The sequence below is a fragment of the Litoreibacter sp. GN1-5 genome (assembly GCF_055693805.1).
In genome coordinates, this window is sequence record NZ_JBVFUP010000001.1 from 3,588,988 (window position 1) to 3,613,564 (window position 24,577).

25 protein-coding genes, 2 tRNA genes and 2 pseudogenes are annotated in these 24,577 nt (G+C 54.7%); 20 read left to right on the top strand and 9 right to left on the bottom strand.

The genetic code is table 11. The annotated features are described in order from the left end of the window. Positions 1 to 6 precede the first annotated feature (6 nt). From ACZ1HF_RS18025 to ACZ1HF_RS18035, 3 genes are read left to right on the top strand one after another with little or no spacing between them, the layout of a single operon-like run. A complete protein-coding gene (locus ACZ1HF_RS18025; protein ID WP_472658811.1) occupies positions 7 to 198 on the top strand; it encodes a hypothetical protein in 192 nt (63 codons plus the stop codon). Between the two features lie 33 nt (positions 199 to 231). Further along, a complete protein-coding gene (locus tag ACZ1HF_RS18030; protein ID WP_472658812.1) occupies positions 232 to 1,080 on the top strand; it encodes a fumarylacetoacetate hydrolase family protein in 849 nt (282 codons plus the stop codon). Beyond that, positions 1,073 to 2,023 carry a 2-hydroxyacid dehydrogenase gene (locus tag ACZ1HF_RS18035; protein WP_472658813.1) on the top strand — a complete coding sequence of 317 codons (951 nt, stop codon included), beginning with the start codon at positions 1,073 to 1,075 and terminating at the stop codon, positions 2,021 to 2,023. Before ACZ1HF_RS18030 ends, ACZ1HF_RS18035 begins: the two co-directional genes overlap by 8 nt. Before the next feature lie 142 nt (positions 2,024 to 2,165). On the opposite strand, the gene ACZ1HF_RS18040 is transcribed toward ACZ1HF_RS18035, so the two are convergent. Then, entirely contained in the window at positions 2,166 to 3,713 is a 1,548-nt protein-coding gene (locus ACZ1HF_RS18040) for a reverse transcriptase domain-containing protein (RefSeq protein ID WP_472658814.1), read from the bottom strand. A 445-nt stretch (positions 3,714 to 4,158) separates the two neighbouring features. Next, positions 4,159 to 4,233 (bottom strand) — tRNA-Thr (locus ACZ1HF_RS18045). A 95-nt stretch (positions 4,234 to 4,328) separates the two neighbouring features. On the opposite strand from ACZ1HF_RS18045, the gene ACZ1HF_RS18050 reads away from it, so the two are divergent. The 12 genes and pseudogenes from ACZ1HF_RS18050 (at position 4,329) to ACZ1HF_RS18105 (ending at position 11,389) form a co-directional block, all read left to right on the top strand. Then, on the top strand, positions 4,329 to 4,502 hold the full coding sequence (locus tag ACZ1HF_RS18050) for a hypothetical protein (RefSeq protein WP_472658815.1): 174 nt from the start codon (positions 4,329 to 4,331) through the stop codon (positions 4,500 to 4,502). Positions 4,503 to 4,505: 3 nt separating this feature from the next. Continuing rightward, complete coding sequence (gene murA, locus ACZ1HF_RS18055) at positions 4,506 to 5,771, top strand: UDP-N-acetylglucosamine 1-carboxyvinyltransferase (protein ID WP_472658816.1); 1,266 nt, start codon at positions 4,506 to 4,508, stop codon at positions 5,769 to 5,771. Beyond that, entirely contained in the window at positions 5,768 to 6,247 is a 480-nt protein-coding gene (locus tag ACZ1HF_RS18060) for a DUF2948 family protein (RefSeq protein WP_472658817.1), read from the top strand. Before murA ends, ACZ1HF_RS18060 begins: the two co-directional genes overlap by 4 nt. Continuing rightward, positions 6,244 to 6,738: a GNAT family N-acetyltransferase gene (locus ACZ1HF_RS18065; RefSeq protein WP_472658818.1), complete on the top strand. Its 495-nt coding sequence runs from the start codon at positions 6,244 to 6,246 to the stop codon at positions 6,736 to 6,738. Before ACZ1HF_RS18060 ends, ACZ1HF_RS18065 begins: the two co-directional genes overlap by 4 nt. A 43-nt stretch (positions 6,739 to 6,781) precedes the next feature. After that, positions 6,782 to 8,082 (top strand): annotated as a pseudogene (hisD, locus tag ACZ1HF_RS18070) (histidinol dehydrogenase). Next, the gene (locus tag ACZ1HF_RS18075; RefSeq protein ID WP_472658819.1) at positions 8,079 to 8,549 is read left to right on the top strand and encodes a UPF0262 family protein; all 471 of its coding nucleotides are present in this window, start codon (positions 8,079 to 8,081) and stop codon (positions 8,547 to 8,549) included. The pseudogene hisD and the gene ACZ1HF_RS18075 overlap by 4 nt, the downstream one beginning before the upstream one ends. A gap of 3 nt (positions 8,550 to 8,552) precedes the next feature. Continuing rightward, the gene (locus tag ACZ1HF_RS18080; RefSeq protein WP_472658820.1) at positions 8,553 to 8,996 is read left to right on the top strand and encodes an arsenate-mycothiol transferase ArsC; all 444 of its coding nucleotides are present in this window, start codon (positions 8,553 to 8,555) and stop codon (positions 8,994 to 8,996) included. Positions 8,997 to 9,176: 180 nt separating this feature from the next. Then, positions 9,177 to 9,395: a translation initiation factor IF-1 gene (infA, locus tag ACZ1HF_RS18085; protein WP_213887575.1), complete on the top strand. Its 219-nt coding sequence runs from the start codon at positions 9,177 to 9,179 to the stop codon at positions 9,393 to 9,395. 23 nt (positions 9,396 to 9,418) lie between these two features. Next, positions 9,419 to 9,991, top strand: coding sequence for a Maf family protein (locus ACZ1HF_RS18090; protein ID WP_472659082.1), 573 nt, complete (start codon positions 9,419 to 9,421; stop codon positions 9,989 to 9,991). Further along, the gene (locus ACZ1HF_RS18095) at positions 9,988 to 11,034 is read left to right on the top strand and encodes a ribonuclease E/G (protein ID WP_472658821.1); all 1,047 of its coding nucleotides are present in this window, start codon (positions 9,988 to 9,990) and stop codon (positions 11,032 to 11,034) included. Before ACZ1HF_RS18090 ends, ACZ1HF_RS18095 begins: the two co-directional genes overlap by 4 nt. Continuing rightward, complete coding sequence (locus ACZ1HF_RS18100; protein ID WP_472658822.1) at positions 11,031 to 11,213, top strand: DNA gyrase inhibitor YacG; 183 nt, start codon at positions 11,031 to 11,033, stop codon at positions 11,211 to 11,213. The genes ACZ1HF_RS18095 and ACZ1HF_RS18100 overlap by 4 nt, the downstream gene beginning before the upstream one ends. 101 nt (positions 11,214 to 11,314) lie before the next feature. Next, positions 11,315 to 11,389: transfer RNA gene (locus ACZ1HF_RS18105), tRNA-Phe, on the top strand. Between the two features lie 13 nt (positions 11,390 to 11,402). Here ACZ1HF_RS18105 and ACZ1HF_RS18110 read toward each other — a convergent pair. The 5 genes and pseudogenes from ACZ1HF_RS18110 to ACZ1HF_RS18130 all read right to left on the bottom strand — a co-directional run bounded on the left by ACZ1HF_RS18110 (position 11,403) and on the right by ACZ1HF_RS18130 (position 15,380). After that, a complete protein-coding gene (locus ACZ1HF_RS18110; RefSeq protein WP_472658823.1) occupies positions 11,403 to 11,777 on the bottom strand; it encodes a GbsR/MarR family transcriptional regulator in 375 nt (124 codons plus the stop codon). Positions 11,778 to 11,841: 64 nt separating this feature from the next. After that, a complete protein-coding gene (plsY, locus tag ACZ1HF_RS18115; RefSeq protein WP_472658824.1) occupies positions 11,842 to 12,459 on the bottom strand; it encodes a glycerol-3-phosphate 1-O-acyltransferase PlsY in 618 nt (205 codons plus the stop codon). Then, positions 12,452 to 13,756, bottom strand: a complete 1,305-nt coding sequence (gene pyrC / locus ACZ1HF_RS18120; RefSeq protein ID WP_472658825.1) for a dihydroorotase — start codon at positions 13,754 to 13,756, stop codon at positions 12,452 to 12,454. The genes plsY and pyrC overlap by 8 nt, the downstream gene beginning before the upstream one ends. A 79-nt stretch (positions 13,757 to 13,835) precedes the next feature. Next, positions 13,836 to 14,318 (bottom strand): hypothetical protein, encoded by a 483-nt coding sequence (locus ACZ1HF_RS18125; protein ID WP_472658826.1) that lies wholly within the window; start codon positions 14,316 to 14,318, stop codon positions 13,836 to 13,838. Positions 14,319 to 14,428: 110 nt separating this feature from the next. Further along, positions 14,429 to 15,380 (bottom strand): annotated as a pseudogene (locus ACZ1HF_RS18130) (aspartate carbamoyltransferase catalytic subunit). A 156-nt stretch (positions 15,381 to 15,536) separates the two neighbouring features. Between ACZ1HF_RS18130 and ACZ1HF_RS18135 the strand changes: the two are divergent. The 4 genes from ACZ1HF_RS18135 to ACZ1HF_RS18150 all read left to right on the top strand — a co-directional run bounded on the left by ACZ1HF_RS18135 (position 15,537) and on the right by ACZ1HF_RS18150 (position 22,062). Next, positions 15,537 to 16,319 (top strand): uracil-DNA glycosylase, encoded by a 783-nt coding sequence (locus tag ACZ1HF_RS18135; RefSeq protein WP_472658827.1) that lies wholly within the window; start codon positions 15,537 to 15,539, stop codon positions 16,317 to 16,319. 255 nt (positions 16,320 to 16,574) lie between these two features. Beyond that, positions 16,575 to 17,117 carry a molybdenum cofactor biosynthesis protein B gene (moaB, locus tag ACZ1HF_RS18140; protein WP_472658828.1) on the top strand — a complete coding sequence of 181 codons (543 nt, stop codon included), beginning with the start codon at positions 16,575 to 16,577 and terminating at the stop codon, positions 17,115 to 17,117. An 88-nt stretch (positions 17,118 to 17,205) separates the two neighbouring features. Beyond that, the gene (locus ACZ1HF_RS18145; RefSeq protein ID WP_472658829.1) at positions 17,206 to 18,660 is read left to right on the top strand and encodes an efflux RND transporter periplasmic adaptor subunit; all 1,455 of its coding nucleotides are present in this window, start codon (positions 17,206 to 17,208) and stop codon (positions 18,658 to 18,660) included. Positions 18,661 to 18,663: 3 nt separating this feature from the next. Then, positions 18,664 to 22,062: an efflux RND transporter permease subunit gene (locus ACZ1HF_RS18150; protein WP_472658830.1), complete on the top strand. Its 3,399-nt coding sequence runs from the start codon at positions 18,664 to 18,666 to the stop codon at positions 22,060 to 22,062. Here the strand turns inward: ACZ1HF_RS18150 and ACZ1HF_RS18155 are convergent. After that, a complete protein-coding gene (locus ACZ1HF_RS18155; RefSeq protein ID WP_472658831.1) occupies positions 22,059 to 22,874 on the bottom strand; it encodes a protein-disulfide reductase DsbD domain-containing protein in 816 nt (271 codons plus the stop codon). The genes ACZ1HF_RS18150 and ACZ1HF_RS18155 overlap by 4 nt on opposite strands. 114 nt (positions 22,875 to 22,988) lie before the next feature. On the opposite strand from ACZ1HF_RS18155, the gene ACZ1HF_RS18160 reads away from it, so the two are divergent. Further along, positions 22,989 to 23,564, top strand: coding sequence for a YqgE/AlgH family protein (locus tag ACZ1HF_RS18160; RefSeq protein ID WP_472658832.1), 576 nt, complete (start codon positions 22,989 to 22,991; stop codon positions 23,562 to 23,564). On the opposite strand, the gene ACZ1HF_RS18165 is transcribed toward ACZ1HF_RS18160, so the two are convergent. Then, positions 23,561 to 24,502, bottom strand: a complete 942-nt coding sequence (locus ACZ1HF_RS18165; protein WP_472658833.1) for an L-threonylcarbamoyladenylate synthase — start codon at positions 24,500 to 24,502, stop codon at positions 23,561 to 23,563. The genes ACZ1HF_RS18160 and ACZ1HF_RS18165 overlap by 4 nt on opposite strands. Between the last annotated feature and the right edge of the window lie 75 nt (positions 24,503 to 24,577).

Consider the following 24,577-nt stretch of genomic DNA (forward strand, 5'->3'; position numbering starts at 1 on the left):
AATACAATGGCAGAAATTCTTATGGTTTATCTCGCTCCGCTTTTCATTGGTGCGGGCATCGGCCAATCCTATTACAAAAAAGAACGGCCCGACGGCGCCAAAGGGAACCTGATGATAGCGATCGCGATCGGTTTCGTATCCATTGTGGTCTTAGTCATTGTGATGAGCATCTTATTCCGTTCTATCAATTCGCTTTGATCCAAAGCCCTGCCTTAACCAAGGAGATACAAGATGAAACTTTGCCGCTTTGGCGCGCCTGGCCAAGAAAAGCCCGGCATGTTGGATGGAGATGGCGTAATCCGCGATCTGTCTGCTGTGATTGGCGATATTGATGGCATGACGGTAAGTGACACGGAACTGGCAAAGCTGAAGGCCCTTGATCCGGCATCCCTGCCAGCGGTCGATGGCACGCCCCGGATCGGGCCTTGTGTGGGCAATATCGGTAAATTCATGTGTATCGGGCTGAATTATTCGGACCATGCAGCAGAAACCGGGGCGGCGATCCCTGAACATCCGATCCTATTTTTCAAGGCCAATTCTGCGATTGTCGGGCCGAACGACATGGTGATGATGCCGCGCGGATCGACCCATACCGATTGGGAGGTGGAGCTGGGCGTGGTCATCGGCAAGACATGCAAATATGCCTCCGAGGCGGATGCGCTGGATTATGTCGCGGGCTATTGTGTGGTGAATGACGTCTCGGAACGGCATTTCCAAACCAAGCTGACCGGTCAATGGACCAAGGGCAAAAGCTGTGACACGTTTGGACCGACAGGGCCATGGCTTGTGACCAAGGACGAGGTCGGCGACGTGCAAAACCTGTCAATGTCACTGGACGTGAATGGCAAGCGAATGCAGACCGGCAACACCAATACAATGATCTTTACGGTTGCGCAGATTATCGAGCATTTGTCCGGGCTGATGACGCTGCACCCGGGGGACGTGATCACCACCGGTACACCGCCGGGTGTTGGAATGGGGATCAAGCCTGATCCTGTCTACCTCAAGAAAGGCGACGTGATGGAGTTGGAAATCGAAGGGCTTGGGAAGCAACGGCAGGAAGTTGGTCAAGATGCCTGATCTTTTGCTCATCGGAGGCGCCACCGACGCCATGCTTGCACGCATGGCCGAGAAATTCACTATCCACAAACTCTCCGAGATCGAAGATTTTGCGGCATGGTCGGCGGACAATGGTGACAGAATCGAGGCCGTGGCGACTAATGGTCACGATGGCGTTAAACCGGAAATTCTGTTCGCTTTACCAAATGTAAAAGTGATCTCGTGCTACGGCGTGGGCTATGATGCAATTGATACGGATGCCTGTGTGGCGCGTGGGATCAAGGTGTCACACACCCCAAATGTGCTGAATGCAGAAGTGGCCAATACAACGCTTTTGCTGCTATTGGCCTGCTACCGTGATTTCCGCATGAACGAGGAACAGGCCCGGTCGGGCAGGTGGGAACGTGACGGTGCTCTGCCCTTGTCGCGTTCACCTGACAATCGAACAATCGGTATTCTGGGTCTTGGTCGGATCGGTCAGGAAATTGCGGATCGGCTGAGTATTTTCAACCCTACGATCTTGTATCACACGCGGACCAAAAAAGACGTGCCGTATAAGTATTACGATGATCTGACAAGGATGGCGGCCGATTGTGATGTTCTGATTTGCATCACGCCTGGTGGGCAATCGACGAATAAGATTGTGAACAAGGATGTGCTGGAAGCACTTGGCCCTCAGGGCACGCTGATCAATGTCGCGCGTGGCTCGGTCGTGGATGAGGCGGCGCTGATTAAGGCCTTGCAAACAGGCAAGCTGGGCTATGCCGGGCTTGATGTATTCGAGAAGGAGCCGCATATCCCCGACGCGTTGAAAGCAATGGACAATGTCGTGCTGCTGCCCCATGTCGGCTCTGCCACAGTGGAAACCCGCGCGGCCATGGGCAGCCTGACGGTTGATAATCTATTGCAATGGCTTGAGACTGGAACCGTTAAAACCCCAGTCCCGGAATGCGCGCATCTGTGAGGGGATTTTGGTCTTGATGGTGCTGTGAGAGAGGATTGAACTTTCGTTTAAATTTCCATAAATAATTGATATTAAATCAGATTAAAGTGTTTTGTCCTAACGAAGTTGGTGCGATTGTTAAGGCAATTCCCCCGAATGGCGCTCAGTAGTCAAATAGGTCAGCCACGTCAGCGTACGCTACATAAGTGGGTGCTTCCACGTTCTCCAAACCGAAGGTGTAGTAGTGTTTGCGCGCCGCTCGCCAGCCACGTATCAAGCTGGGCATCCTGGCCTCTGGTAGATCGTCCCCGCGCCACGCTTTAGGGTCCAGCCAATCGCCGGTAGCTAACTGCGCGTTGGTTGGGGTCGGACAACTACTTTTGTATTTTGTCTGCAAAACCCGATTGCGGACAACCATTGCTCTTCGCACGACACTTAGCATCCATCCATCGAGTTTTCGCATTTCGCTTGGATCATCGATAAGGCAATAGAAACCCATAAGGCCTTTCATTTTCCTAAGCATCTTTCCTTCGTGAATGAACGCTCGCAACTCTTCCTCTAAAAGGCCACCGTAAAGCGAACGGCGCATTTCATAGATTAACCCAAGCAAATCCCAATCGTACGGGTGCGGCGTCACTGCAGCACGATTAGATTTGAACCCCTCGTCGAGGTATTGAAGCAAGTAAATATTTACCAATCTCGATATGCGGGATTTGATCCGGTCAACGACTTTTTCAGGAACCCCAAGCCCATCTTGCCCGAACCGATAGCCCAAATAGTCAAAATGTGCGTAACTGCGTAGCTCTTGATCGTTGCTCGCAATAATAGCCACCCCCGGCGACTTACTCTCATTTATTTTCAATCCGCTCTTGGCACAGTGATCATAAAAACAACGCTCAAGAAGCTGGGCTTGCTCATAGGTCCGGCAAAGAGCCACCACATCATCAGCGAAACGTACAAACTTGCCCGACTCCGCCGACAAAGACGTATCCAGTTCATGGTTAGCGATATTCGCCAGCAACAAAGATACGGAGGAGCCTTGTGGGGTACCCTTGTAACGTCGTTTGAATTTACCTTTGGCATAGTCCTTGTAGTCACAGTGCCGATGGCGAAGGAACCTATCAAAGATATGTCTTTCGTGCGGGGTCAGGCTGATTTTGCCTGCGTCTTCCAGTCGTTCAGTTAGGTATCCGGTCGGTATGAGGTCAAAGTATTTCTCAAAATCGATTTGGACGGCGAACAGTTTTCCGCCAGCGTCAAATTCCCTTAACGCTAAGATAGCATCGAAAACGTTTTTGTCTGGGTGATAAGCATAGGATGATGGCGACAGACGCTTTGTGTTGCGATTTCGAGTCCGCTTCAGAACAACGTTCGCCAGCGCAGCATCAGGTATTGAGAAGGCCATGATACTGCGCTTTGATCCATCAGGCTTAGGAATCTGATAGTTGACTGCTGGAGTTGGCTCATACTCTTTATTTTGGACCTTGTGCCAGATTGTTTTCGCCAGGAAATTTGCATTTCGTGCGCAGAACTTTGGGTCAAAATGACGATGCAGAACGACTGACTTTTTGGGCGACGGAACGCCCGCAGGCTTTCCAGTGCGCTTCTCGAACCTTGCACGATATTTCTCTTCGGTCTTTTCTTGTCGCTCGGCTTTTGCGAAAGCCTTCTTGGATAGTCGCTTAATCTCGACCTTCAATGCATTTTGCATGAATCGCCACCAATATTGAGTAGGTCGGTGGGGGAGCTAAGAGTCAGGGACTCCGACAGAAAAATTCTATCGTCACACCTTGCGGTGCGCCATCGACACCTTGAGCGCCCGGTATTTCGCCCGCCCCACCATCGGCTACTACGCCTCTATAGGTTGAGTACCAGTGATCCGAACAAAAGGTCAATCAAGACTCACCAAATCCGACAAATCAGTCCCGCTTTGCCGGCCAGCACCAACCAATCAATTAAATACGACGGCTTATACAAGTCGTTGTCACCAATTCAGGATTGGAGGGGATGGGAATGTTTAGGTGATATATGCCGCCACCTAAAGTGAAGTATACGAAGAGACGCGGCGGCATATCCGTTCTGTCCTAGTCGTTAGTAGGACAAAGACGTAGAAAAGCCCTTGCTTAGTTAGGTGTTCAAAAAATAAGGGGTTTGGGTGGTGCTGTGAGAGAGGATTGAACTCTCGACCTCACCCTTACCAAGGGTGTGCTCTACCACTGAGCTACCACAGCATCTTCAGCAACATGTGGGCGGGTGGATACGATCAAATGATCAGCGACGCAAGCGTTATCTGGACGCCTTTGGACCGCTGAGGTATGACGACCCTATGAGCAAGAATTCCAACCCGTCCGAACCTCTGAAAGCGGTGCCGTCCACCCCGAAAAAACCGCAGCAAACGCGGGAAGAGCGGCTGAAAGCGGCATTGAAAGTGAATATGGGGCGACGTAAGGCACAGGCTCGGGCGCGTAAAGCACCTGAATCAGATAATACAGGGCAGTAGAACATGGATAAAATCGTTGTAACAGGAAACGGGCCTCTAAAGGGCCAAATCCCCATTGCTGGGGCGAAGAATGCCTGTCTGACCTTGATGCCAGCGACACTGCTGTCGGAGGAACCGCTGACCCTGACCAATGCGCCGCGGCTGAGCGATATCAAGACGATGACCACTCTGCTGGCATCCCTGGGGGCGGAAGTGTCTTCGTTACAAGACGGTCAGGTTCTGGCGATGTCATCCCATGACATTAACAATCACACAGCTGATTATGACATCGTTCGCAAGATGCGGGCCTCGATCCTTGTGTTGGGCCCGCTGCTGGCGCGGTACGGGCATGCGGTTGTGTCGCTTCCCGGTGGCTGTGCTATCGGCGCGCGGCCGGTTGATTTGCACCTGAAAGCGCTGGAGGCGATGGGCGCCGAGCTGGAATTGAAGGATGGATACATCCACGCCAAGGTTTCGGGGGGGCTGAAAGGGGCTCAGTTTGAGTTCCCATTTGTGTCGGTGGGGGCGACTGAGAATGCCTTGATGGCTGCAAGTCTGGCGAAGGGGACGACCGTTCTGAAGAACGCCGCGCGCGAGCCTGAGATCGTTGATCTGGTGGAATGCCTGATCAAAATGGGGGCGCAGATTGAGGGACAGGGAAGTTCAACAATTACGGTGCAGGGCGTGGATCGCCTGAATGGGGCGACCCATCCTGTTGTAACGGACAGGATCGAGCTGGGCACCTATATGCTGGCACCTGTAATCACCGGTGGTGAGGTGGAGCTTTTGGGCGGCCGGCGCAATCTGGTAGATACGTTTTGCGACAAGCTGGAAGAAGCAGGCGTATCGATCGAGGAAACCAAGACAGGCCTGAAAGTCAAACATGCCAATGGTCGCGTGAAGGCTGTTGATGTGACCACAGAGCCGTTTCCGGGGTTTCCAACGGATCTGCAGGCGCAGATGATGGCGTTGCTTTGCACATCCGAAGGCACGTCAGAACTCCACGAGACGATTTTCGAGAACCGCTTTATGCATGCGCCAGAACTGATCCGAATGGGCGCAGATATTGAGGTGCATGGCGGGACGGCTACAGTCACCGGTGTCCAGCGTCTGAAAGGCGCGCCTGTGATGGCAACTGATCTGCGGGCGTCTGTCTCGATGATCCTTGCTGGTTTGGCTGCGGAAGGGGAAACTGTTCTCAGCCGTGTGTATCATCTTGACCGTGGGTATGAGCGAGTTGAGGAAAAGCTGAGCGCATGTGGGGCGATGATAGAAAGAGTGCCGGAATGACCGAAGACGCGCGGTTTGAGGACGCAGGAGAGCGATCTCTACGATTGATCGCAGAGGATGCAGATGATCTGCAAGTCATATCCACCCTTGCGCAGGATGCGGTGTTTCCTGCCTCTGAGATGACTTGGAAAGCCTCAGAGAGGCGTTTTGCCATTTTGTTGAACCGCTTCCGTTGGGAAGATCAAACCAAAGCGCGCAACCGCAAGCGCGCTTATGAGCGTGTCCGGTCGGTTTTGGCAATTGATGATGTGACCGGGGTTCAATCCCAAGGCATTTCACGTGGCGATCCCGACATGGTTCATTCGCTTTTGTCGATCGTTTGGGAACCTGCGGAAGATGGTGCAGGGCAATTGATCCTGACCCTGGCCGGAGACGGCGCGATTGCTTTGAAAACAGAATGTATCAACGTGACCTTACAGGATGTCACCAGACCCTACATCGCACCTTCCGGCAAAGCGCCTGAGCATCCAGAGTGACATTCGCTACCCGAGAACTAACGGACACGGATACTGATCAATTCTTTGCTCTGCGCCTTGAGGGTGTTGATATTTTTCCAGATGCGTTTCTGCCGACACGCGCTGAAATAGAAGCCTCGAACAAAGACCATCTCGAGGGCCAGCTTTCACGTGGAGGCATGTTCGGGTTATTCGACAATACCCGCTTGATGGGTTTTGCGGGGTTGGTGCAGCAGCACTGGAAAGCAACCCGACATCGTGCAGAGATCGGGCCACTTTACGTCACACCAGATGCCCAAGGCAGTGGTGGCGCGCAAATGTTGTTTGAGGCTATTTTAGTTCACGCACAAGCGCTTAGAATCTGTCAGCTAGAACTGTGGGTTTGGGCTGGGAACACGCGTGCTATTGCCTTCTATACTCGTAACGGTTTTGTCAAACATGGCACGCTTCCTAATGCCGCTTTGGTCGGTGAAAGAAGCCTCGACGATGAATTCTACGTAAGAATGCTCTAAACACCATCTTGAGCCTTTTGTGTGACATGGGTATTGGCGTCCTATGACTCAGTTTCTCAATATCCAAGATCCCGACTTCGAAACGTCGTTCAAAGCGCTTCTATCGATGAAACGTGAGGACAGCCCAGATGTGGACGCCACCGTGGCTGGTATCATCGAGGATGTCCGCATGCGTGGCGATGTGGCGGTGATTGAGCTGACCGAAAAGTTTGATCGGCTTGCTCTGACGCCTGACACTTTGGCCTTTTCCCGAGATGAGATTGATGCCGAGATTGCCAAGGTTTCAGACGCGGAATATGCAGCGCTGGAATTGGCGGCTAAGCGCATCCGCGCCTATCATGACCGTCAGATGCCAACCGATGCCTCTTGGGAGGATGAGCATGGCGCAATGCTTGGTTGGCGCTGGACACCTGTGTCGGCGGCGGGGCTCTATGTGCCGGGGGGCTGGCGAGCTATCCGTCCTCGGTGTTGATGAATGCGATTCCTGCGCAGGTAGCGGGTGTCGAACATCTTGCGATCTGCGCACCTACACCGGGTGGCGTCTGCAATCCATTGGTTCTGTTGGCTGCGCGACTGTCCGGTGTCGAGACGATCTACCGTATTGGTGGTGCGCAAGCGATTGCAGCGCTTGCCTATGGAACAGAGACAATTGCGCCGGTCGACAAAATCACTGGACCCGGCAATGCCTATGTTGCGGCAGCAAAACGCCGGGTTTTCGGTAAGGTTGGTATTGATATGATCGCCGGCCCATCGGAGATTCTGGTGATTGCCGACAAGGACAACGACCCGGACTGGATTGCCCTTGATCTGTTGTCTCAGGCCGAACATGACGAAAGTGCGCAGAGCATCCTGATCACTGATGATGCGGGTTTCGGGCAAGCCGTAGCAGGTGCCGTTGAGAAGCAGCTTGAAACGCTGGAACGTCGGGATATCGCTGGGGCAAGTTGGCGTGATTTTGGCGCAGTTATTATCGTGCGAAATATGGATGAGGCATTAAAGTTATCTGACAGGATTGCCCCGGAACATCTTGAAATTGCTTGTGAAGGCGCAGAAGATATTTCGGAAAAAGTGCAACACGCAGGTGCGATCTTCATTGGATCATGGACCCCGGAAGCCATCGGCGACTATATCGGTGGTCCAAACCATGTGCTGCCAACGGCCCGCTCGGCCCGGTTTTCGTCCGGGCTGTCCGTCATGGATTTTCTCAAACGCACGACACTTGCACGCATGACCCCGGATGCTTTGCGCGCCATTGGGTCCGCAGCCGAAACGCTTGCCATTTCCGAGGGGCTGGAAGCCCACGGTCTAAGCGTGCGCGCAAGGCTGGATAAGCTGAACCAATGACCAAACTGACCCATATCAGCATCGATGATGCCAACCTGCCGACGCCTACCCCCGAGATAGAGCAGGAAAGAAAGGTCGCAATTTTCGACCTGCTGGAAGAAAACACCTTTGCGCTGCCTCATGAGGACGCCTCGCTTGGCCCTTACAGATTGCTGCTTGCGATCCGCGAACGTCGTCTTGTTTTTGATGTGCAGACCGAGCAGGAGGAGAAGGCCGCTGAATTCCATTTGTCCCTCAGCCCATTTCGACAGGTTGTGAAAGATTACTTCCAAATCTGTGAAAGCTATTTCGATGCGGTCAAGAAACTTCCGCCAAGCCAGATCGAGGCCATCGATATGGCACGGCGGGGCATCCACAACGAAGGCGCGCGTGTCCTTCTGGAACGGCTGGAAGGCAAGGTGGATACGGATATGGATACATCCCGCAGGCTGTTTACGTTGATCTGCGTGTTACATTTCGGGGCCTGAACAGTGTCAGCAGAAAACCCTCAATCCGTGCTTTTCTGCTGTGATCATAACGCGGTTCGATCCCCTATGGCAGAGGGGTTGATGAAGAAGTTCTATGGCACGTCGATCTACGTGCAATCCGCAGGCGTGAAGAATGATCTTGATATAGACGGGTTTTCTGTCGCGGTCTGCGAAGAGATCGGGGTGGAGCTGTCGCGCCACCGCACCCGATCTTTTGAGGAAATGCAGGAATGGGGGGACGATCTGTCGGGTTTTGATCTGATCATCGCGCTTAGCCCGGCATCGCAGCGCATGGCGCTGGAACTGACCCGGTTCTATCATCTGGACGTGGAATACTGGCCAATTCTGGACCCAACTGGTCTGGGCGAGGGGCGCGAGGAAAAGCTGAACTCCTACCGCATGGCCCGCGACCAGATCCGTGATCGGATCAAGCAGCGGTTCAGGTAGCTTGCAATGAATGTTGAGCAACGATTGCCGTGATGGTCGTGACCGATGATGCTGACGTAGTACAGGACACAGTTTGTCAAAGAGGGATAACCTGAATAACACTTAGCCCTTGAAAATTGCTGTGTTCCAGCGCATCTATGCCACGCCTGCAGTCTGGCAGGTCTTAATTATGGAGTGAACATGGCCAAGGAAGAAGAGCTCGAATTTCCCGGTGTCGTGAAGGAACTCTTGCCTAATGCGACATTTCGGGTCGAGCTGGAAAACGGCCATGAAATATTCGCCCATATGGCAGGAAAGATGCGCAAGAACCGCATCCGCGTTCTGGCTGGCGACAAGGTACAGGTTGCAATGACCCCCTATGATCTGACCAAGGGTCGGATTAATTACCGGTTCAAGTGACACAAACGCAGAGTGATCCCAGCCTGAAACTTGTGCTGGGATCTGGAAGTCCACGCAGATTGGAATTGCTGGCGCAAATCGGCGTTGTGCCTTTTGACGTGCGGCCCCCTGATATTTATGAAACGCCCGCGAAAGCGGAGCTTCCACGCCTTTATTGCGTTCGCATGGCGCGCGAAAAAGTTGACGCCGTAAGCGCTGCGGCGGATGAGATTGTGTTATGTGCCGATACAACCGTGGCTATGGGGCGCCGCATTCTTGGCAAACCCGAGACAGCGGGGCAGGCGGCGGAATTCTTGTTGGCCCTGTCGGGTCGGAGGCACAAGGTTATAACGGCTGTCGCGGTCAAACGGGGCGATAAGGTTTGGCAACGTGACGTTGTGACGACTGTCAGGATGAAACGCTTGTCTGATGAAGACCTGAATAGCTATCTTGCGACAGATGACTGGCAGGGCAAGGCAGGTGCATATGCCATTCAGGGACCAGCGGGGGCGTTTATACCGTGGATACAGGGGTCTTTCACAGGTGTCGTCGGCTTGCCGATCTATGAGACGGCGGCTCTGTTACGGGCAGCTGGTTATGGTATTGGGCAGGTATGAAGGGCCGATTGATCCTGCTGGACGAAATAGCAGGCCGTAAGGCGGCTGCGCTGATGGTTGATGGACAGCTAGATGATGTCCTGATCGATGTTGCAGATGACGCGCCGCCTGCACCGGGCGCTATTTTTCGCGCTGTCGCCGATCGCCCCATGAAGGGGCAGGGCGGCATGATGATGAAACTGCCCGATGATGACAAAGCTTTGTTTCGTCAGGCCAAGGGTATCAGCGTCGGGCAATCGCTTTTGGTGCAAGTCACCAGTTATGCGGAAGCCGGGAAGGCTGTTCCCGTGACGGACCGCCTGATTTTCAAAGGGCAGGCTGTGATCGTGACGCCGGGTGCGCAAGGCATCAACGTGTCGCGCCAGATCAGGGATGATGAGAAAAAGCTGCGGCTGCTTGAAGTGTTGCATGAAACTTCTGCTCCAGAACGGTCACACGGTGTTATTGTTCGCTCAAACGCAATTAACGTGCAGGATGATCAAATTGCAGAAGAAACCGAGGCTCTGCTGGATCTTGCCGATAGCGTTTTGAACGACACAGGTGATCAAGCGGAATTGTTGCTGGGTGCGCCCGATCCCCATACGTTGGCTTGGCGCGATTGGTTGCAGGGACCCGCGGATACAGTTGTTGAGACACCAGATGCGTTTGCGCAGCATGGCGTACTGGACGCGCTTTTAAGCCTTGAGGACGCCTATATCAGTCTTGGCAGTAGCAGCAGCATATTTATAGAACCGACCCGTGCGCTGGTCGCGGTCGATGTCAACACCGGTGGTGATTTCTCGGCCGCCTCTGGCCTTAAGGCGAACCTGTCTGCCGCGCGTGCTTTGCCGCGGCAACTGCGCTTGCGGGGGTTAGGGGGACAAATCGTGTTGGACACCGCGCCTATGGCCAAGAAGGATCGTCGCCAGGTTGAACAGGTTTTACGCGCCGCCTTCCGGGCCGATCCGATTGAAACAGCCCTTGTGGGTTGGACACCTCTTGGGCATTTTGAGTTGCAACGCAAACGCGAACGTCTGCCATTTCCGAAAGGATTGATCATATGAGCTGCCCAATCTGTTCAAAAGAGACCGTTCAGAAGTATCGCCCCTTCTGTTCTCAACGTTGTGCCGATATCGATCTTGGGCGTTGGATGACGGGTGGCTACGCCATCCCAAGCACTGACCCTGAAGATATGGAAGAGGCGATTGAAGCGCTGGAAGAAGAGACCCGGAAGCTGCATTAAGTGCGCCTGAGTAAGTTTTTGGTAAAATCGCTCTGGACAGCCCTGACACCCTATCATAAAACGCCCGGAGTTCGCTTGAGTTTCGCCAAGTGGACCCCGGTGCCCGGGTAGCTCAGGGGTAGAGCAGTGGATTGAAAATCCTCGTGTCGGTGGTTCGATTCCGCCCCCGGGCACCATAAAATCAAAAACTTAGAGGTGGTGGGGATTTTTTAGGCTCCGAATAAGCTCGGCTTCTTGCCGAACTTTCGTCCAATGTGTGTTGGCCAAGTTCACGATCACCCCCTGCCCGTTATCCATGATAGAGCGCAAGCGCAGTGACTTCTCGGGAGTATCCCCAAGCTCTCTCTTGGTTGTTACAAGTTTCAAACTTTGTAATTCTTTTAACCCCTTTGATACGTTTGAACTAGCTAGATTTAGCGTCTCGCAAATTTCATCTGCGGTCATTGCTTTGGGCGAAATATGCAATAAGGCATGGATTTGTGCGACGGAGCGGTTGGTCCCACATTTCGTGCCCATATCCCCCAAATGAAGAATAAAGTTTTGCATAGCTTGGGTCAGTTTCATCAGGCTATCCTGAAATTTCTTTAATATTGAAGTAATTGGCATGATTGGAAAGTCATGCACTCTTTCAACTGTCGGATTTCTTTCTGATCTGCGGCTCCGTCCCTTCCAACATGCGCCTGATATTTTCGCCGTGTCGCATCCAGACCAGCGCCCCAAGTGCAATGGCCAGCATAATCACCTCAGGTCGTCCCAGTGCCCAAAGCCATGCTGGCACCATCAGGGCTGTTACAAGGGCTGCCAGTGATGAGATCCTGAACAGTACTGCAATCACCAGCCATGTCAGGCAGGCTGCTGCACCAGCAGGAAACGATAAAGCAAGCAGGGTCCCAAGATAGGTCGCAACCCCTTTGCCGCCTTTGAACGCCAACCAGATAGGAAAGAGATGCCCCAGAAACGCCGCCAACCCTGCCAGTTGCGGGGCATCAGTGCCGTAGAATATTGTCCGTGCCGCCAGAACCGCAATCGCACCCTTGCCAGCATCCAGAGCCAACGTCAGGAAAGCTGCGAGCTTGTTGCCCGTGCGCAAGACATTGGTGGCACCGATATTGCCAGAGCCGATATCGCGCAAATTTCCAAGGCCAAAGAGCTTCGTTATGACAATTCCAAAGGGGATCGACCCAATAAGATAGGCAACCAACGCGACAATGATCAGGTCGGACATGCTGTTGGTGATCTCAGGCACTGTAGACCTCCCGCCCGGCCACAAAGGTTTTCAGCACGCGACCTTGCATCCTCTGTCCGTCAAAGGGAGTATTCTTGGATTTCGAGTGCAGCGTGAACCGATCCAGCACAAAGGGCGTGTCGGGGTCGAACAGGATCAAATCAGCAGGCGCCCCTTCTGAAAGAGTGCCGCCGGGCAGGCCCAGCCGTTTTGCGGGATTCAAAGATAAGGCGCGAAACAGTGTGGGCAGGTCCAGTTGGTCCGCATGATAAAGGCGCATCGCGGCGGGCAGCAGGGTTTCGAGGGCGACGGCACCGGATGCGGCTTCCTCAAAAGGCAGGCGTTTGCTTTCCTCGTCCTGCGGTGTGTGCATGGAGCAGATCACGTCGATTAGCCCTGAAGCGACAGCCTCAACCATTGCCAGCCGGTCGGTTTCGTTGCGCAACGGCGGCTTTACCTTGAAGAAGGTGCGGTAATCGCCGACATCCAGCTCGTTAAGCGTCAGGTGATGGATCGAGACCCCTGCGGTCACGTCCAACCCTTGCGTCTTGGCACGGTCCAGTGCGGGCAGGCTGGCGGCGGTGGAAAGCTGGTCGGCATGGTAGCGCACGCCGGTCGTCTCGACCAAGGCCAGATCCCGCTCCAGCCCCATGCGCTCAGCCATGGGGGATACGGATGGCAGACCCCTCAGCGACGCGAATTTGCCTGAGGTCACAGCGGAGCCTTTGCTAAGCGTTGGATCCTGTGGATGGCCCATAACCAGCGCGCCCAATGATCTGGCATAGGTCATAGCGCGGGACAGAACCTTGTTATCCGTAACCACATTGTCCCCGTCCGAGAAAGCAACAGCACCTGCGTCCATCAAGAACCCCATTTCAACCATCTCGCGGCCCGCGCGGTTTTTGGTCAGCGAGGCCATCGGAGCAATACGGACGGGCGACATCTCGGCCCCACGTCGTTGCGCGAATTGCAATGTCTCGGGTGTATCGACGGTTGGGATAGTGTCGGGGCGTGTGATGATCGTGGTCACGCCGCCAGCGGCTGCTGCAAGGCCCGCTGTGCGAAAACTCTCTTTATGACGCTCGCCCGGTTCGCAGACCTTTACGCCTATATCAATGATACCGGGGGCAAGACATTTTCCATGACAGTCGATGGTCTGCACGTTCGGAATGGTTTCGCCGCGAAACCTGTTAACTGTTTTTTCATCTTCGTTAACAATTACTTGCGCGATTTTTCCGTCTTCAATCAGCACTGCGCCGAGAGCGTCGGTACCCTGTTCGGGGTCAATCAGGCGGGCGTTTGTCAACAAGGTGGTCATGCTAGAGATTCACTTACCAAATCAGGCGATTTAAGCAGAAGCTGGAGGCTATACAGTGCGTTTCTGAAAGGCTCCGGCATCATGATTGCTTTCCATTGTGTTTGATCGTGTCTTGCAAAAGTCTCGCGATTTCGTCTGATCCTTCGACATATCTGATCCCTGATGTGTTCAACATCTGGGTGAACTGGAAGAAATACCGCACGAGCGCCGGGAAACGAAATGTAGTTTCAATCGGCATAACCTGCCGATTGGCTTTCCCATACGTTGGGGTATCGAATGTTATTGAGTCAAATTTGGGCACATGGTTGATTTTTAAAGGTGGTTTGAGCTCATACACAAAGGCGCTGCTTATTGGAGAACTATCGAGGATCATAGCCCGCTGATTTGTGATTTTATAATGTGTCGCTGCGCGGTGAAGGATGTCAAAATACGGAATGCCGAGTAAGAAAAATATAATATGTGCAAGAATGAAAAGCATCGCGGCATAGGCGAGCATAAAGACAAAACCAGATCCGTTGAACTCCCACTCTATAAAGAAAGAGGGTGCGATGATCGCCAGCATCGCGCCCCCGATGAAGCTGAACACAAAGTGCAGCCCATCATATCGAAAACCCTGCCCAGCGCGACCTTCCCAGAGCGTGATCTCGCCTTCTCGGTAAGGGATGTTACTGTTCAAACCATCACCCCTTGCGGTTTGGTGCGGCGGGTTTTTACCAGCAGCTCCATCGCGGCCATGCGGACGGCGACGCCCATTTCGACTTGTTCCTGAATGACTGAGCGGTTGATGTCATCGGCCAGCGTGCCGTCGATTTCCACCCCGCGATTCATTGGGCCGGGATGCATGACGATGGCATCCGGTTTTGCATGTGACAGCTTTTCGGCATCAAGGCCGTAGCGGTGGTAATATTCCCGCTCGGATGGGATGAAGCCGCCATCCATGCGTTCCCTTTGCAGACGGAGCATCATAACGACGTCGACGTCTTTGAGACCCTCGTTCATATTTTCGAAGACTTCGACGCCAAATTCAGCAATTTGCGATGGCATCAGGGTGGGTGGGCCGATCAGGCGGATGCGGTTTTCCATCTTGCCCAGCAGCAAGATGTTGGATCGTGCCACGCGAGAATGGGCGATGTCGCCGCAGATTGCGATACTCAGGCGGTGCAACCGCCCCTTGGCGCGCCGGATTGTCCAGGGCATCCAGAAGCGCCTGCGTGGGGTGTTCGTGCCGTCCGTCGCCAGCGTTCAGGACAGCGCAGTTCACCTTTTCGGCCAGCAGGTTTACAGCCCCCGAATGCGGGTGGCGGACAACCAGAAGGTCAGGGTGCATGGCATTCAGCGTCAGGGCCGTGTCAATCAGCGTTTCACCCTTTTTGAGGCTGGACGCCTGCATGGCCATGTTCATGACGTCGGCACCGAGGCGTTTCCCCGCGATCTCGAACGACGCCTGCGTCCGCGTGGACGCCTCAAAAAACATGTTGATCTGGGTGAGGCCGGCAAGCACCTCGGAATGTTTCACATCGCGGCGGTTGAGATCGACATATTGATCGGCCAGATCAAGCAGTGTCGTAATTTCATCGGGGCCAAGATGTTCGATCCCAAGCAGATGTTTTGCGCGGAATGTCATGTGGTCCCCTCATTGACTTCGGTGCTTATAGGTCAGGCACCGGGGTGGGGCAATATGCCGTAAGACAGGGCAAGGCATCCTTTCTGGACTGCGCGGTGTTAATTGCCGACGTTCCAAGGCATTTACCTGCCAAGCAAGCCCGCATAGCTTGTGCCCATGGAATCAGAGCCGGACTTTCACACTGCTAAAGCTCTGCTGGAATGGCAGATCGATCTTGGGGCGAACGAGGCGATTGGGGAGGCCCCGGTCAATCGCTATGAGGTGCCTGAGAAAGCGCCGAAGCCTGCTGCCGTGGTAGCGGACATGCCCTTGCTTCAGCAGGAAGGGCCTGATCCCGTTGTTATTGCTCATGATATGGCAGCCAAAGCGGGGGATTTGCCAGCGCTGGAGGCAGCTTTGGCTTCTTACGAATATTGTGAGCTGAAACGCGGGGCACGCAATCTGGTGTTTTCGGATGGCCAACCTAGGGCGCGGGTTATGGTGATCGGCGAGGCTCCGGGGCGGGATGAGGATATGCAGGGCAAGCCGTTTGTTGGACGGGCAGGGCAGTTGCTGGACGCCATGCTGATCGCGATTGATCACGGGCGGGCAGGTGCTGCCAATCCTGTCTATATCACCAATATTCTGCCCTGGCGTCCGCCTCAGAACCGGGACCCAAAACCGGAAGAGATTGCGATGATGATGCCGTTCGTGGAGCGGCATGTTGAGCTGGCAAACCCGGATGTTCTGGTGTTGATGGGCAATATTTCATGTCAGGCGCTTCTGGGTCGGCGTGGCATCACCAAACTGCGCGGTCATTGGGTCGAAGCGCTGGGTAAGCCTGCGCTGCCAATGTTCCACCCGGCCTATCTGCTGCGCAACCCGGTGGCAAAGCGCGAGGCGTGGCATGATCTGCTGATGCTTCAGGCGAAAGTACGAGAGACGGGACTGTTGACGTAATTAAATTACTGGAGCTTTGCCTTTAAGGCTGATCTAAATCCGGCCGATTTGCAGGGTAACTCTCTGACATATTGTATAAATAGAGAGTTATTCGCGGGTTTCAGGCTGTTATATGATTTCAATCCGGGTAACATGCCGGGCTGAAGCTTGGCCTACGGGGAAAAGGAAAATTGTGCGCGTTCTGTCACCTTGCTTTACTATGGAGCAATGGTGGATATGGGCGGAGACTCCCATCCTGAATGGGAAGGAGAATTCATGAGCCGTATTGACGAAACAATAGATTTTGTCCCCGTGCGCATTGCCGTGTTGACGGTTTCCGATACGCGTAAGCTTGAGGAGGATCGCTCAGGGCAGACGCTTGTTGAGCGCATCGAGGCGGCAGGTCATCTGGTGGCAGCGCGGCAGATCATTCGGGATGAGCGGGCGCAGATTGCCGAGCAGCTGCGTGCATGGTGTGCTGACCCCGAGATTGACGTGATCCTATCGACGGGCGGCACGGGGCTGACGGGGCGGGATGTGACTGTCGAGGCGCATCGCGATGTCTATGAGAAAGAGATCGAGGCGTTCAGCATCGTGTTCACCCATGTCTCGATGGCAAAGATTGGCACCTCGGCTGTGCAATCGCGGGCAACAGGGGGTGTGGCGAATGGGACATATCTGTTCGCTTTGCCGGGATCACCGGGCGCGTGCAAGGACGCGTGGGACGAAATTCTGCTCAAACAGCTCGACTACCGGCACAGGCCCTGCAATTTTGTGGAAATCATGCCCCGTTTGGATGAACATTTGCGACGGAAATGACAGCCTTATGCGTTTAATCACGAGAATTGGACGTTTACTAATGAAAGACCTACATTCAAAAGTGTAATTTTCGGAGCTTTTTTGTCTCATGCGTTTTTTCCGCCGCAGCCTTGTTGGCCTGTTTTTGACGGCCTTGACGGTCGCCCTGCTGATCTATGCGGGGTATTCCGTTTCGTCTGCACTTCAGGCGCGGATGGAGCGTGATGGTGGTGCGCGGCCAGAGCCAGAACGTGTATTCTCGGTTCGGGTGATGCCTGTGGAGGCGCAGCAGATTGTGCCGTTACTGAGCAGTTTTGGTGAAATCCGTAGCCGTCGCACGTTGGAACTGCGTGCGCCGACAGGCGGACGGGTCGTAAAGCTATCGCCTGCCTTTCAGGAAGGTGGGGCGGTAAGCAAAGGCGATTTTCTGGCGCGGATTGATCCGTCAGATGCCCAGACAGCGGTTGATGTCGCTCGCACTGATTTGGTCGAAGCAGAAGCGGATTTGCGTGATGCTGAACGGTCACTGGTGCTGGCGCGGGACGAGCTGTCGGCGGCGGAAAATCAAGCGACTTTGCAGGCCCGCGCGCTGGAGCGGCAACAAGACCTGAAACAGCGCGGTGTCGGCACGGACGCAACGGTAGAGGCGGCAGAGCTGGCAGCATCCTCTGCCAATCAAGCAGTTCTGTCGCGCAGGCAAGCGGTACAGCAGGCCGAGGCGCGGCTGGATCAGGTGGGGGCGCTGATTGAGCGGCGCAAGATCAATCTGCGTAATGCCGAACGACTGCTTGCAGATACAGACATCTTTGCCGCTTTCGATGGTCGTTTGTCGGATGTGACTGTGGTAGAGGGCGGTCTGCTTAGCCTGAATGAGCGCCTGGCAGAGCTTGTAGACCCGGCAGCGTTGGAAGTGTCGTTCCGGGTGTCGACGACACGGTATACAAGGCTTCTGGATCGCGACGGAGTGTTGGTTGAAGCGCCGGTCAGTGTAATACTTGATGTATTAGGGACCAACCTGGTTGTGTCAGGGCGGCTAACGCGGGAAAGCGCGGCCGTACAGGAAGGGACAACCGGACGTCTGCTTTTTGCGGAGCTTGATGCGCCAAAAGGTTTGCGTCCTGGTGATTTTGTGACAGTTTCAATTGAAGAACCAGCTTTGGAGCAGGTCGCGTTAGTGCCCTCAGGGGCTGTATCGGCAGACAGAGTTCTGGTGCTGGCCGAGCAGAACCGGTTGGAGCAGGCACAGGTCGAGGTGCTGCGGCGTCAGGGTGATGATGTGATCATCCGCACCGCTGATTTGGCTGGGCGCGAAATCGTTACCGAGTGGTCGCAGTTCTTGGGGGCTGGGATCAAGGTCAACCCCTTGCGTCCCGGCGCTGCCTTGCAGGTTGAAGAGCCTGAACTGATTGAACTGGACGCGTTACGGCGAGCCAAACTGATTGCCTTTGTAGAAGGCAATGGCGGTTTGCCGGACGAAGTGAAAACGCGGATGCTTTTGCAATTAAACGAACCGCAAGTCCCTGCCGCGATGGTTGCTCGGCTTGAATCGCGGATGGGCACTTAAACCATGCGCGACAGGATCAGATCCACCACGGGCGGTTTTTTGTCCTATTTCACACGGCACAGGACGGCGGCAAATCTGTTGCTGGTTATTTTGATTGCTGTTGGACTTGTGGCTTTGCCACGGATGCAGACGCAGTTCTTTCCGGACGTGGTCCTGGACAGTGTCGGTGTCTCGGTCGAATGGGAGGGGGCCGGGGCTGAAGATGTGGACCGGGCTGTTGTCCAGCTTCTGGAGCCAGCTTTGCTGGCAGTGGAGGGCGTAGCAAGTTCGACTTCTGAGGCTCAAGAAGGGTTGGCTGCTATTGAGCTGGAGTTTGAGCCAAACTGGGATATGTCGCGCGCTGCTGATGAGGTGCAGGCGGCGGTCGATGCGGTAGGTGATTTGCCCGATGGTGCTGAAGACCCGGTTGTGCGACGTGGGGCGTGGCGTGACCGGGTGACGGATGTTGTGATTTCGGGGCCTGTGTCAGTCGAACAACTGGGCCGCTTTGCAGATGAGATGGTGACAAGGTTGTTTTCTGCGGGGGTCACGCGCACGAGCATTCGCGGGGTTGCGGCGCCGCAGACGATTGTTGAGGTGCCGTCATTGGCGCTGATCAAGAACGATGTGAGCATGTCCGACATCGCAACAGCGATTAACGCGGAGGTTTCCACTGATCCGGCGGGTGATCTGGATGGGGCCAATACGCGGGTACGCACAGGTGTGGCCAAGCGCAGTGCGGATCAGATTGCCGCGATTGTGTTGCGCTCTAACCCCGATGGATCGAAGCTGACGATTGGGGATGTGGCGACAGTTACGGTCGAAGGCACAGACCGGGAGCGCGCTTATTTTGTTGGCAGCGATCCGGCGATCTCGATCCGGGTCGATCGTTCTGATCGTGGGGATGCCATCGACATTCAGACCAGTGTAGAGCAGGTCGCCGCGACGTTGGAGGCAACCTTGCCCGAAGGGACGACTGTAGAGCTGATCCGCACCCGGTCGGAAGCCATTACCGGGCGGTTGGATATTTTGCTGGAGAATGGCCTTGTCGGGCTTGGTCTGGTTGTCTTGCTATTATTTCTGTTCCTGAACGCGCGAACCGCATTTTGGGTGGCGGCGGGCATTCCTGTAGCGATGCTTGGTGCGATTGCGTTGATGTATATGGCGGGGCTGACGATCAATATGGTGTCGCTTTTTGCGCTGATCATCACGTTGGGGATTGTCGTGGACGATGCCATTGTGGTGGGCGAACACGCTGATTTCCGAGCACGTCATTTGGGGGAAACTCCGGTCGTTGCGTCCGAGAATGCGGCGCGGCGTATGGCGGCACCTGTGTTCTCGGCCACGATCACGACGGTCATTGCATTTTTTGCCCTTGTTGCCATTGGCGGGCGGTTCGGTGATTTGATCGTTGATATTCCATTTACAGTCATTGTGGTGCTGATTGCATCGCTGGTTGAGTGCTTCCTGATCCTGCCCAACCACATGAGCCATGCGCTGGCAGCCTCGGCTAAAAAACATTGGTATGATATGCCATCACGGGTTGTGACCAAGGGCTTCAACTGGTTCCGTGATACGATTTTCCGCCGCTTCATCGCATTTGTAGTGCAGGTGCGGTATCCGGTTATGGGACTGGCGGTTTTATTGCTGGGCGTACAGGCTGCCTCGTTCATCCGGGGTGATGTTAATTGGCGGTTTTTCAATGCGCCGGAGCGGGGGTCGATCTCGGGTAATTTTGCCATGCTGCCGGGTGCTTCCCGCGCAGATACGCTTGAGATGATGCGTGAATTGCAGCGAGCTACAAATGAGTTAGCCACGAAATATGAGACAGAGCATGGCAAAAATCCGATTGATTTCGTTCTGGCCGAGATCGGCGGTAGTACTGGGCGTGGTCTGGAAGGGGCAGATACGAAAGATATTGATCAACTGGGCTCTATCGCGATTGAGCTGATCGACGCGGATATGCGACCCTATTCTTCCTTCAAGTTTGTAGGTGATTTGCAAGATAGTGTGCGCCGCCACCCAATGCTGGAGACTATCAGCTTCCGTGGTTGGCGCTCTGGCCCCGGCGGTGATGCACTGGATGTGCAACTCTACGGTGCCGAGGCCGAGGTGTTGAAGGCGGCGGCTGAGGCATTGAAAACCGCGCTGTCGCAATTTCCGGAAGTGTCCGCATTGGAGGACACGCTGGCCTATGACAAGGAAGAACTGATTCTGGATCTGACCGCACAAGGTCAGGCGCTGGGCTTTACGGTTGATGAGCTGGGGCGAGTGCTGCGCAACAGGCTGAACGGGATCGAGGCGGCAAGTTATCCCGAAGGGCCGAGATCGGCGAAAATTCGGGTTGAGTTGCCTTTGGGAGAACTGACAGCGGATTTCATGGACCGGACATTCCTGCGCACGGCCAACGGGGACTATGTGCCGTTAGCTGATATCGTGACAGTGACGTCGCAAACCGGATTTTCCACAGTACGTCGCGAAGACGGGCTGCGGCTGGTTTCGGTCACGGGTGACATCTCGGAAGACGATCCACAGCGGGCCGAGGACATCATGCTGCAATTGCGCCAAGAGATCCTGCCTAAAGTCGAACAGGATTTCGGCATTGCGTCGCAATTGTCCGGGTTGGCAGAGCAGGAACGGGAATTTCTCAGTGATGCCGCGTTGGGCTTTGGACTGTGCCTGATCGGGATTTTTCTGACACTGGCCTGGGTGTTTTCAAGCTGGACACGGCCATTGGTCATCATGATTGTTATTCCCTTTGGGCTGATTGGGACAATCTACGGGCATGCAGTTTGGGATGTGCCATTGTCCATGTTTTCGGTCGTAGGACTGATCGGCATGACCGGGATTATCATAAACGATTCAATCGTTTTGGTGTCCACAGTGGATGAATATGCGCAGGAGCGGGGCTTGGTCCCGGCGATTATTGACGGGACATCGGACAGGTTGCGGCCGGTGTTGTTAACTACGTTGACCACAGTTCTGGGGCTGGCACCGCTCTTGTTTGAAACGTCGGCCCATGCGCAATTTCTCAAACCCACCGTTATCACGCTTTGCTATGGGTTGGGTTTTGGGGTGTTTCTGGTGTTGCTTCTTGTACCATCCCTGATCGCGATGCAAGCGGATGTGAAACGCCAGATGATCGCCTTGAAGCGTATTTTCAGCGGCAGCCATAGTGTGCCGGGCTTGCGCGTGGCGCTGGGTGCAGTGACAGCCCTGATATTTGTGTTGTTTGCGATGACATTGGGCGCTGTCTTGGTGTATGGCAGCTTGCCGGATTTCTTGCTGGCGCTGTTGCCGGGGTTGCAAACGGCCCCTCAAATGGGGGCGGCAGTTATTTTGTTCGTGCTAGGGGTTGCTGTGGTGACTGTCATCAGTTGGGTCATTGCGATGATCACACGTTTTTCCGTTCAGAAAATCTAGCGGTTGGTACAGCCTCTGATCTCGATGGCAGATTCACTGGTAACAATCGTGATACGAAGGTTCTTGGCCTGAACATCAATGCCATTGCCTTGTTGAGACAGCATCCGCGCGGTGGCGTGAACGTGATCACCTTTGCGCGTCAGTTCCGGCTCGCTAATCCAGATCGCGGGATTGGCCGCTTCGATCACCATGGCTTCGTCTTTTCCCGGCAACGGCGGCAGCGTCATGTTCGTAGTTACTTGTAAGCCCTTTCCGGTCGCCTCTAAGGTGCACGTAGCGGCATGGTCTCCAGTATCAGGCTGCTTTTTTAACGCCGCTTTGATAGCTGGGTCCGGGTCTCCATTCGTTTCGGGCAGAATGCTGGACAGGTTTATCTGGACCGGCACACAAATCTCTTCGCAGACGCCGAAATTGACCTGTGCATTGACGCCAATATCGCCGTCTGACTTGGGTTTTAAAGCTATCGGTAGCACGACGTTGTCCGTATATCCCATGGAGCGCAAGCCAAAGGTGTGGAATACTTTGGGCCGTGGCCACAGGATTTCGGCTGCAGCGAGATTTTCAGAGCCTTTCCAGGTCAAGGTGGTCGGAACGCCGCCGTCGCCTGGCGCACGCCAATATGTTTTCCAGCCCGGTGCAAGGGCAATGCGCAGGGCTGCAATATGCAGATTGTCCGCATTGCGCCATCCGGGCAGGAAGGACACTTTGACAATGTCATCCAGCCCGTTTTCCACGGATTGCGCCGACGCAGTTGTCGAGCCAAGCCCGAGTGCCGCGAAAATGAGCCCAAGAAAGAGATATTTTTTGACCATGCGCTCTACAATAGGAATTACCGTTGAAACAGGAAATCACGTTTCAGCGAGAGTTTGCGCTATGGGAAATGTGTCACGGTTGATCCTGAGCGCCTCAGCGGCCAACATAGTATCATGGGCGAGAGCAGCGATTCCATTGATCTGAACGGCAAACTGTTGATTGCCATGCCTGGTATGGGCGATCCGCGCTTTGATCATAGTGTGATCTTTATGTGTTCGCATGGTGATGATGGCGCGATGGGGCTTATCATCAACAAGCCCACGACAGATGTGCGATTTACGGATTTGCTGAAACAGCTCAAGATTGTGCCCTCGCCTGATATGCGCCCGATACGCGTTCACATGGGAGGGCCTGTGGACTGTGGCCGGGGGTTTGTGCTGCATTCATCGGATTATGGGCAGAGTAGCGCGACAATGTCGATCGGGTCCGATTATGGCATGACAGCAACGCTGGATGTTCTGGAAGATATATCGCAATGCCGTGGACCGGAACGCTGTATTATGGCGATGGGCTATGCGGGCTGGGGACCGGGCCAGCTTGAGGGCGAGATCAGCCATAATGGTTGGCTGACCTGTGAGCCTTCGTCAGAGATCGTCTTTGGCAAGGTTGATGATCTGAAATGGCAGATGGCGCTGAAATCGATGGGGGTCGATCCGCTGCTTTTATCTGCCGAGGGCGGGCGGGCCTAGCGCGGTGCTGCAGCGCGAGACAGGCGGTCATTGATCGCAAGACCAAGACCCGTGTTGATGATCGGCGAGACGGCTATTCGGTGTATGCCTTGGTCTGCAGTCATCCGGTCAATGTCGCGCAGCATTGAGAACAGATTGGCTGCGGCCTCGATCAGATCGGCATCTGGGGATAGGTTCAATGTGGCGTCTTTCACGGGGCCGAACCCAAGGAGAAGCTCGTTGTGTTGCGGGGCTTCGGCATTCAGCCGCAGGGCGGCATTCGGTGCATAGTGAGAGCTGAGTTGCCCCGGTGCGTTTGGTGTTGCACTTGGTGGACCAATGGGCAGGGTAGCGCCAAGACAACCCTCCAATGCTTCAAGGCTGACGCCACCGGGGCGCAGCAGGCGTAGGGGCGTGCCGCCCACAATGGTGGATTCAACGCCAACGTGGCATGGGCCACCATCCAGAACAGCGTCGATCCTGCCATCAAGCCCAGACAAGACATGAGCGGCCGTGGTTGGGCTGATTTGCCCTGATGGATTGGCCGAGGGTGCTGCTACAGGGCAACCTGCGCTTTGCAACAATTTTTGCGCCAGTGGATGCGCTGGAACCCGCAACGCGACAGTCTCCAGCCCGGCGGTGACAAGATCCGAGAGCTGTGTTGCGGGCCGTATTGGCAGGACAAGGCTTAACGATCCCGGCCAGAAGGCACGCGCCAGCTTTCGGGCTGTGTCGTCGAAAAGCGCGAGTTTTTCGGCCTCTTCCAGAGATGCCACATGAACAATCAGCGGATTGAAGCTGGGCCGTCCTTTGGCCTCAAACACCTTCGCAACGGCTGTGCTGTCAAACGCATTTGCGCCAAGACCATAGACCGTTTCGGTCGGAAAGGCGACCAGCTTGCCAACCCGCAGAAGGGCGGCGGCGGATGCGATCTGGTCTTGTGTCAGGCGGTCTGTCACTGAAAGCCTTTTCCTTGAATGACGCTGCGTTTCTGTTGATGGCCGCAAACAGCCGGGTCACATTCGGTTTGACTA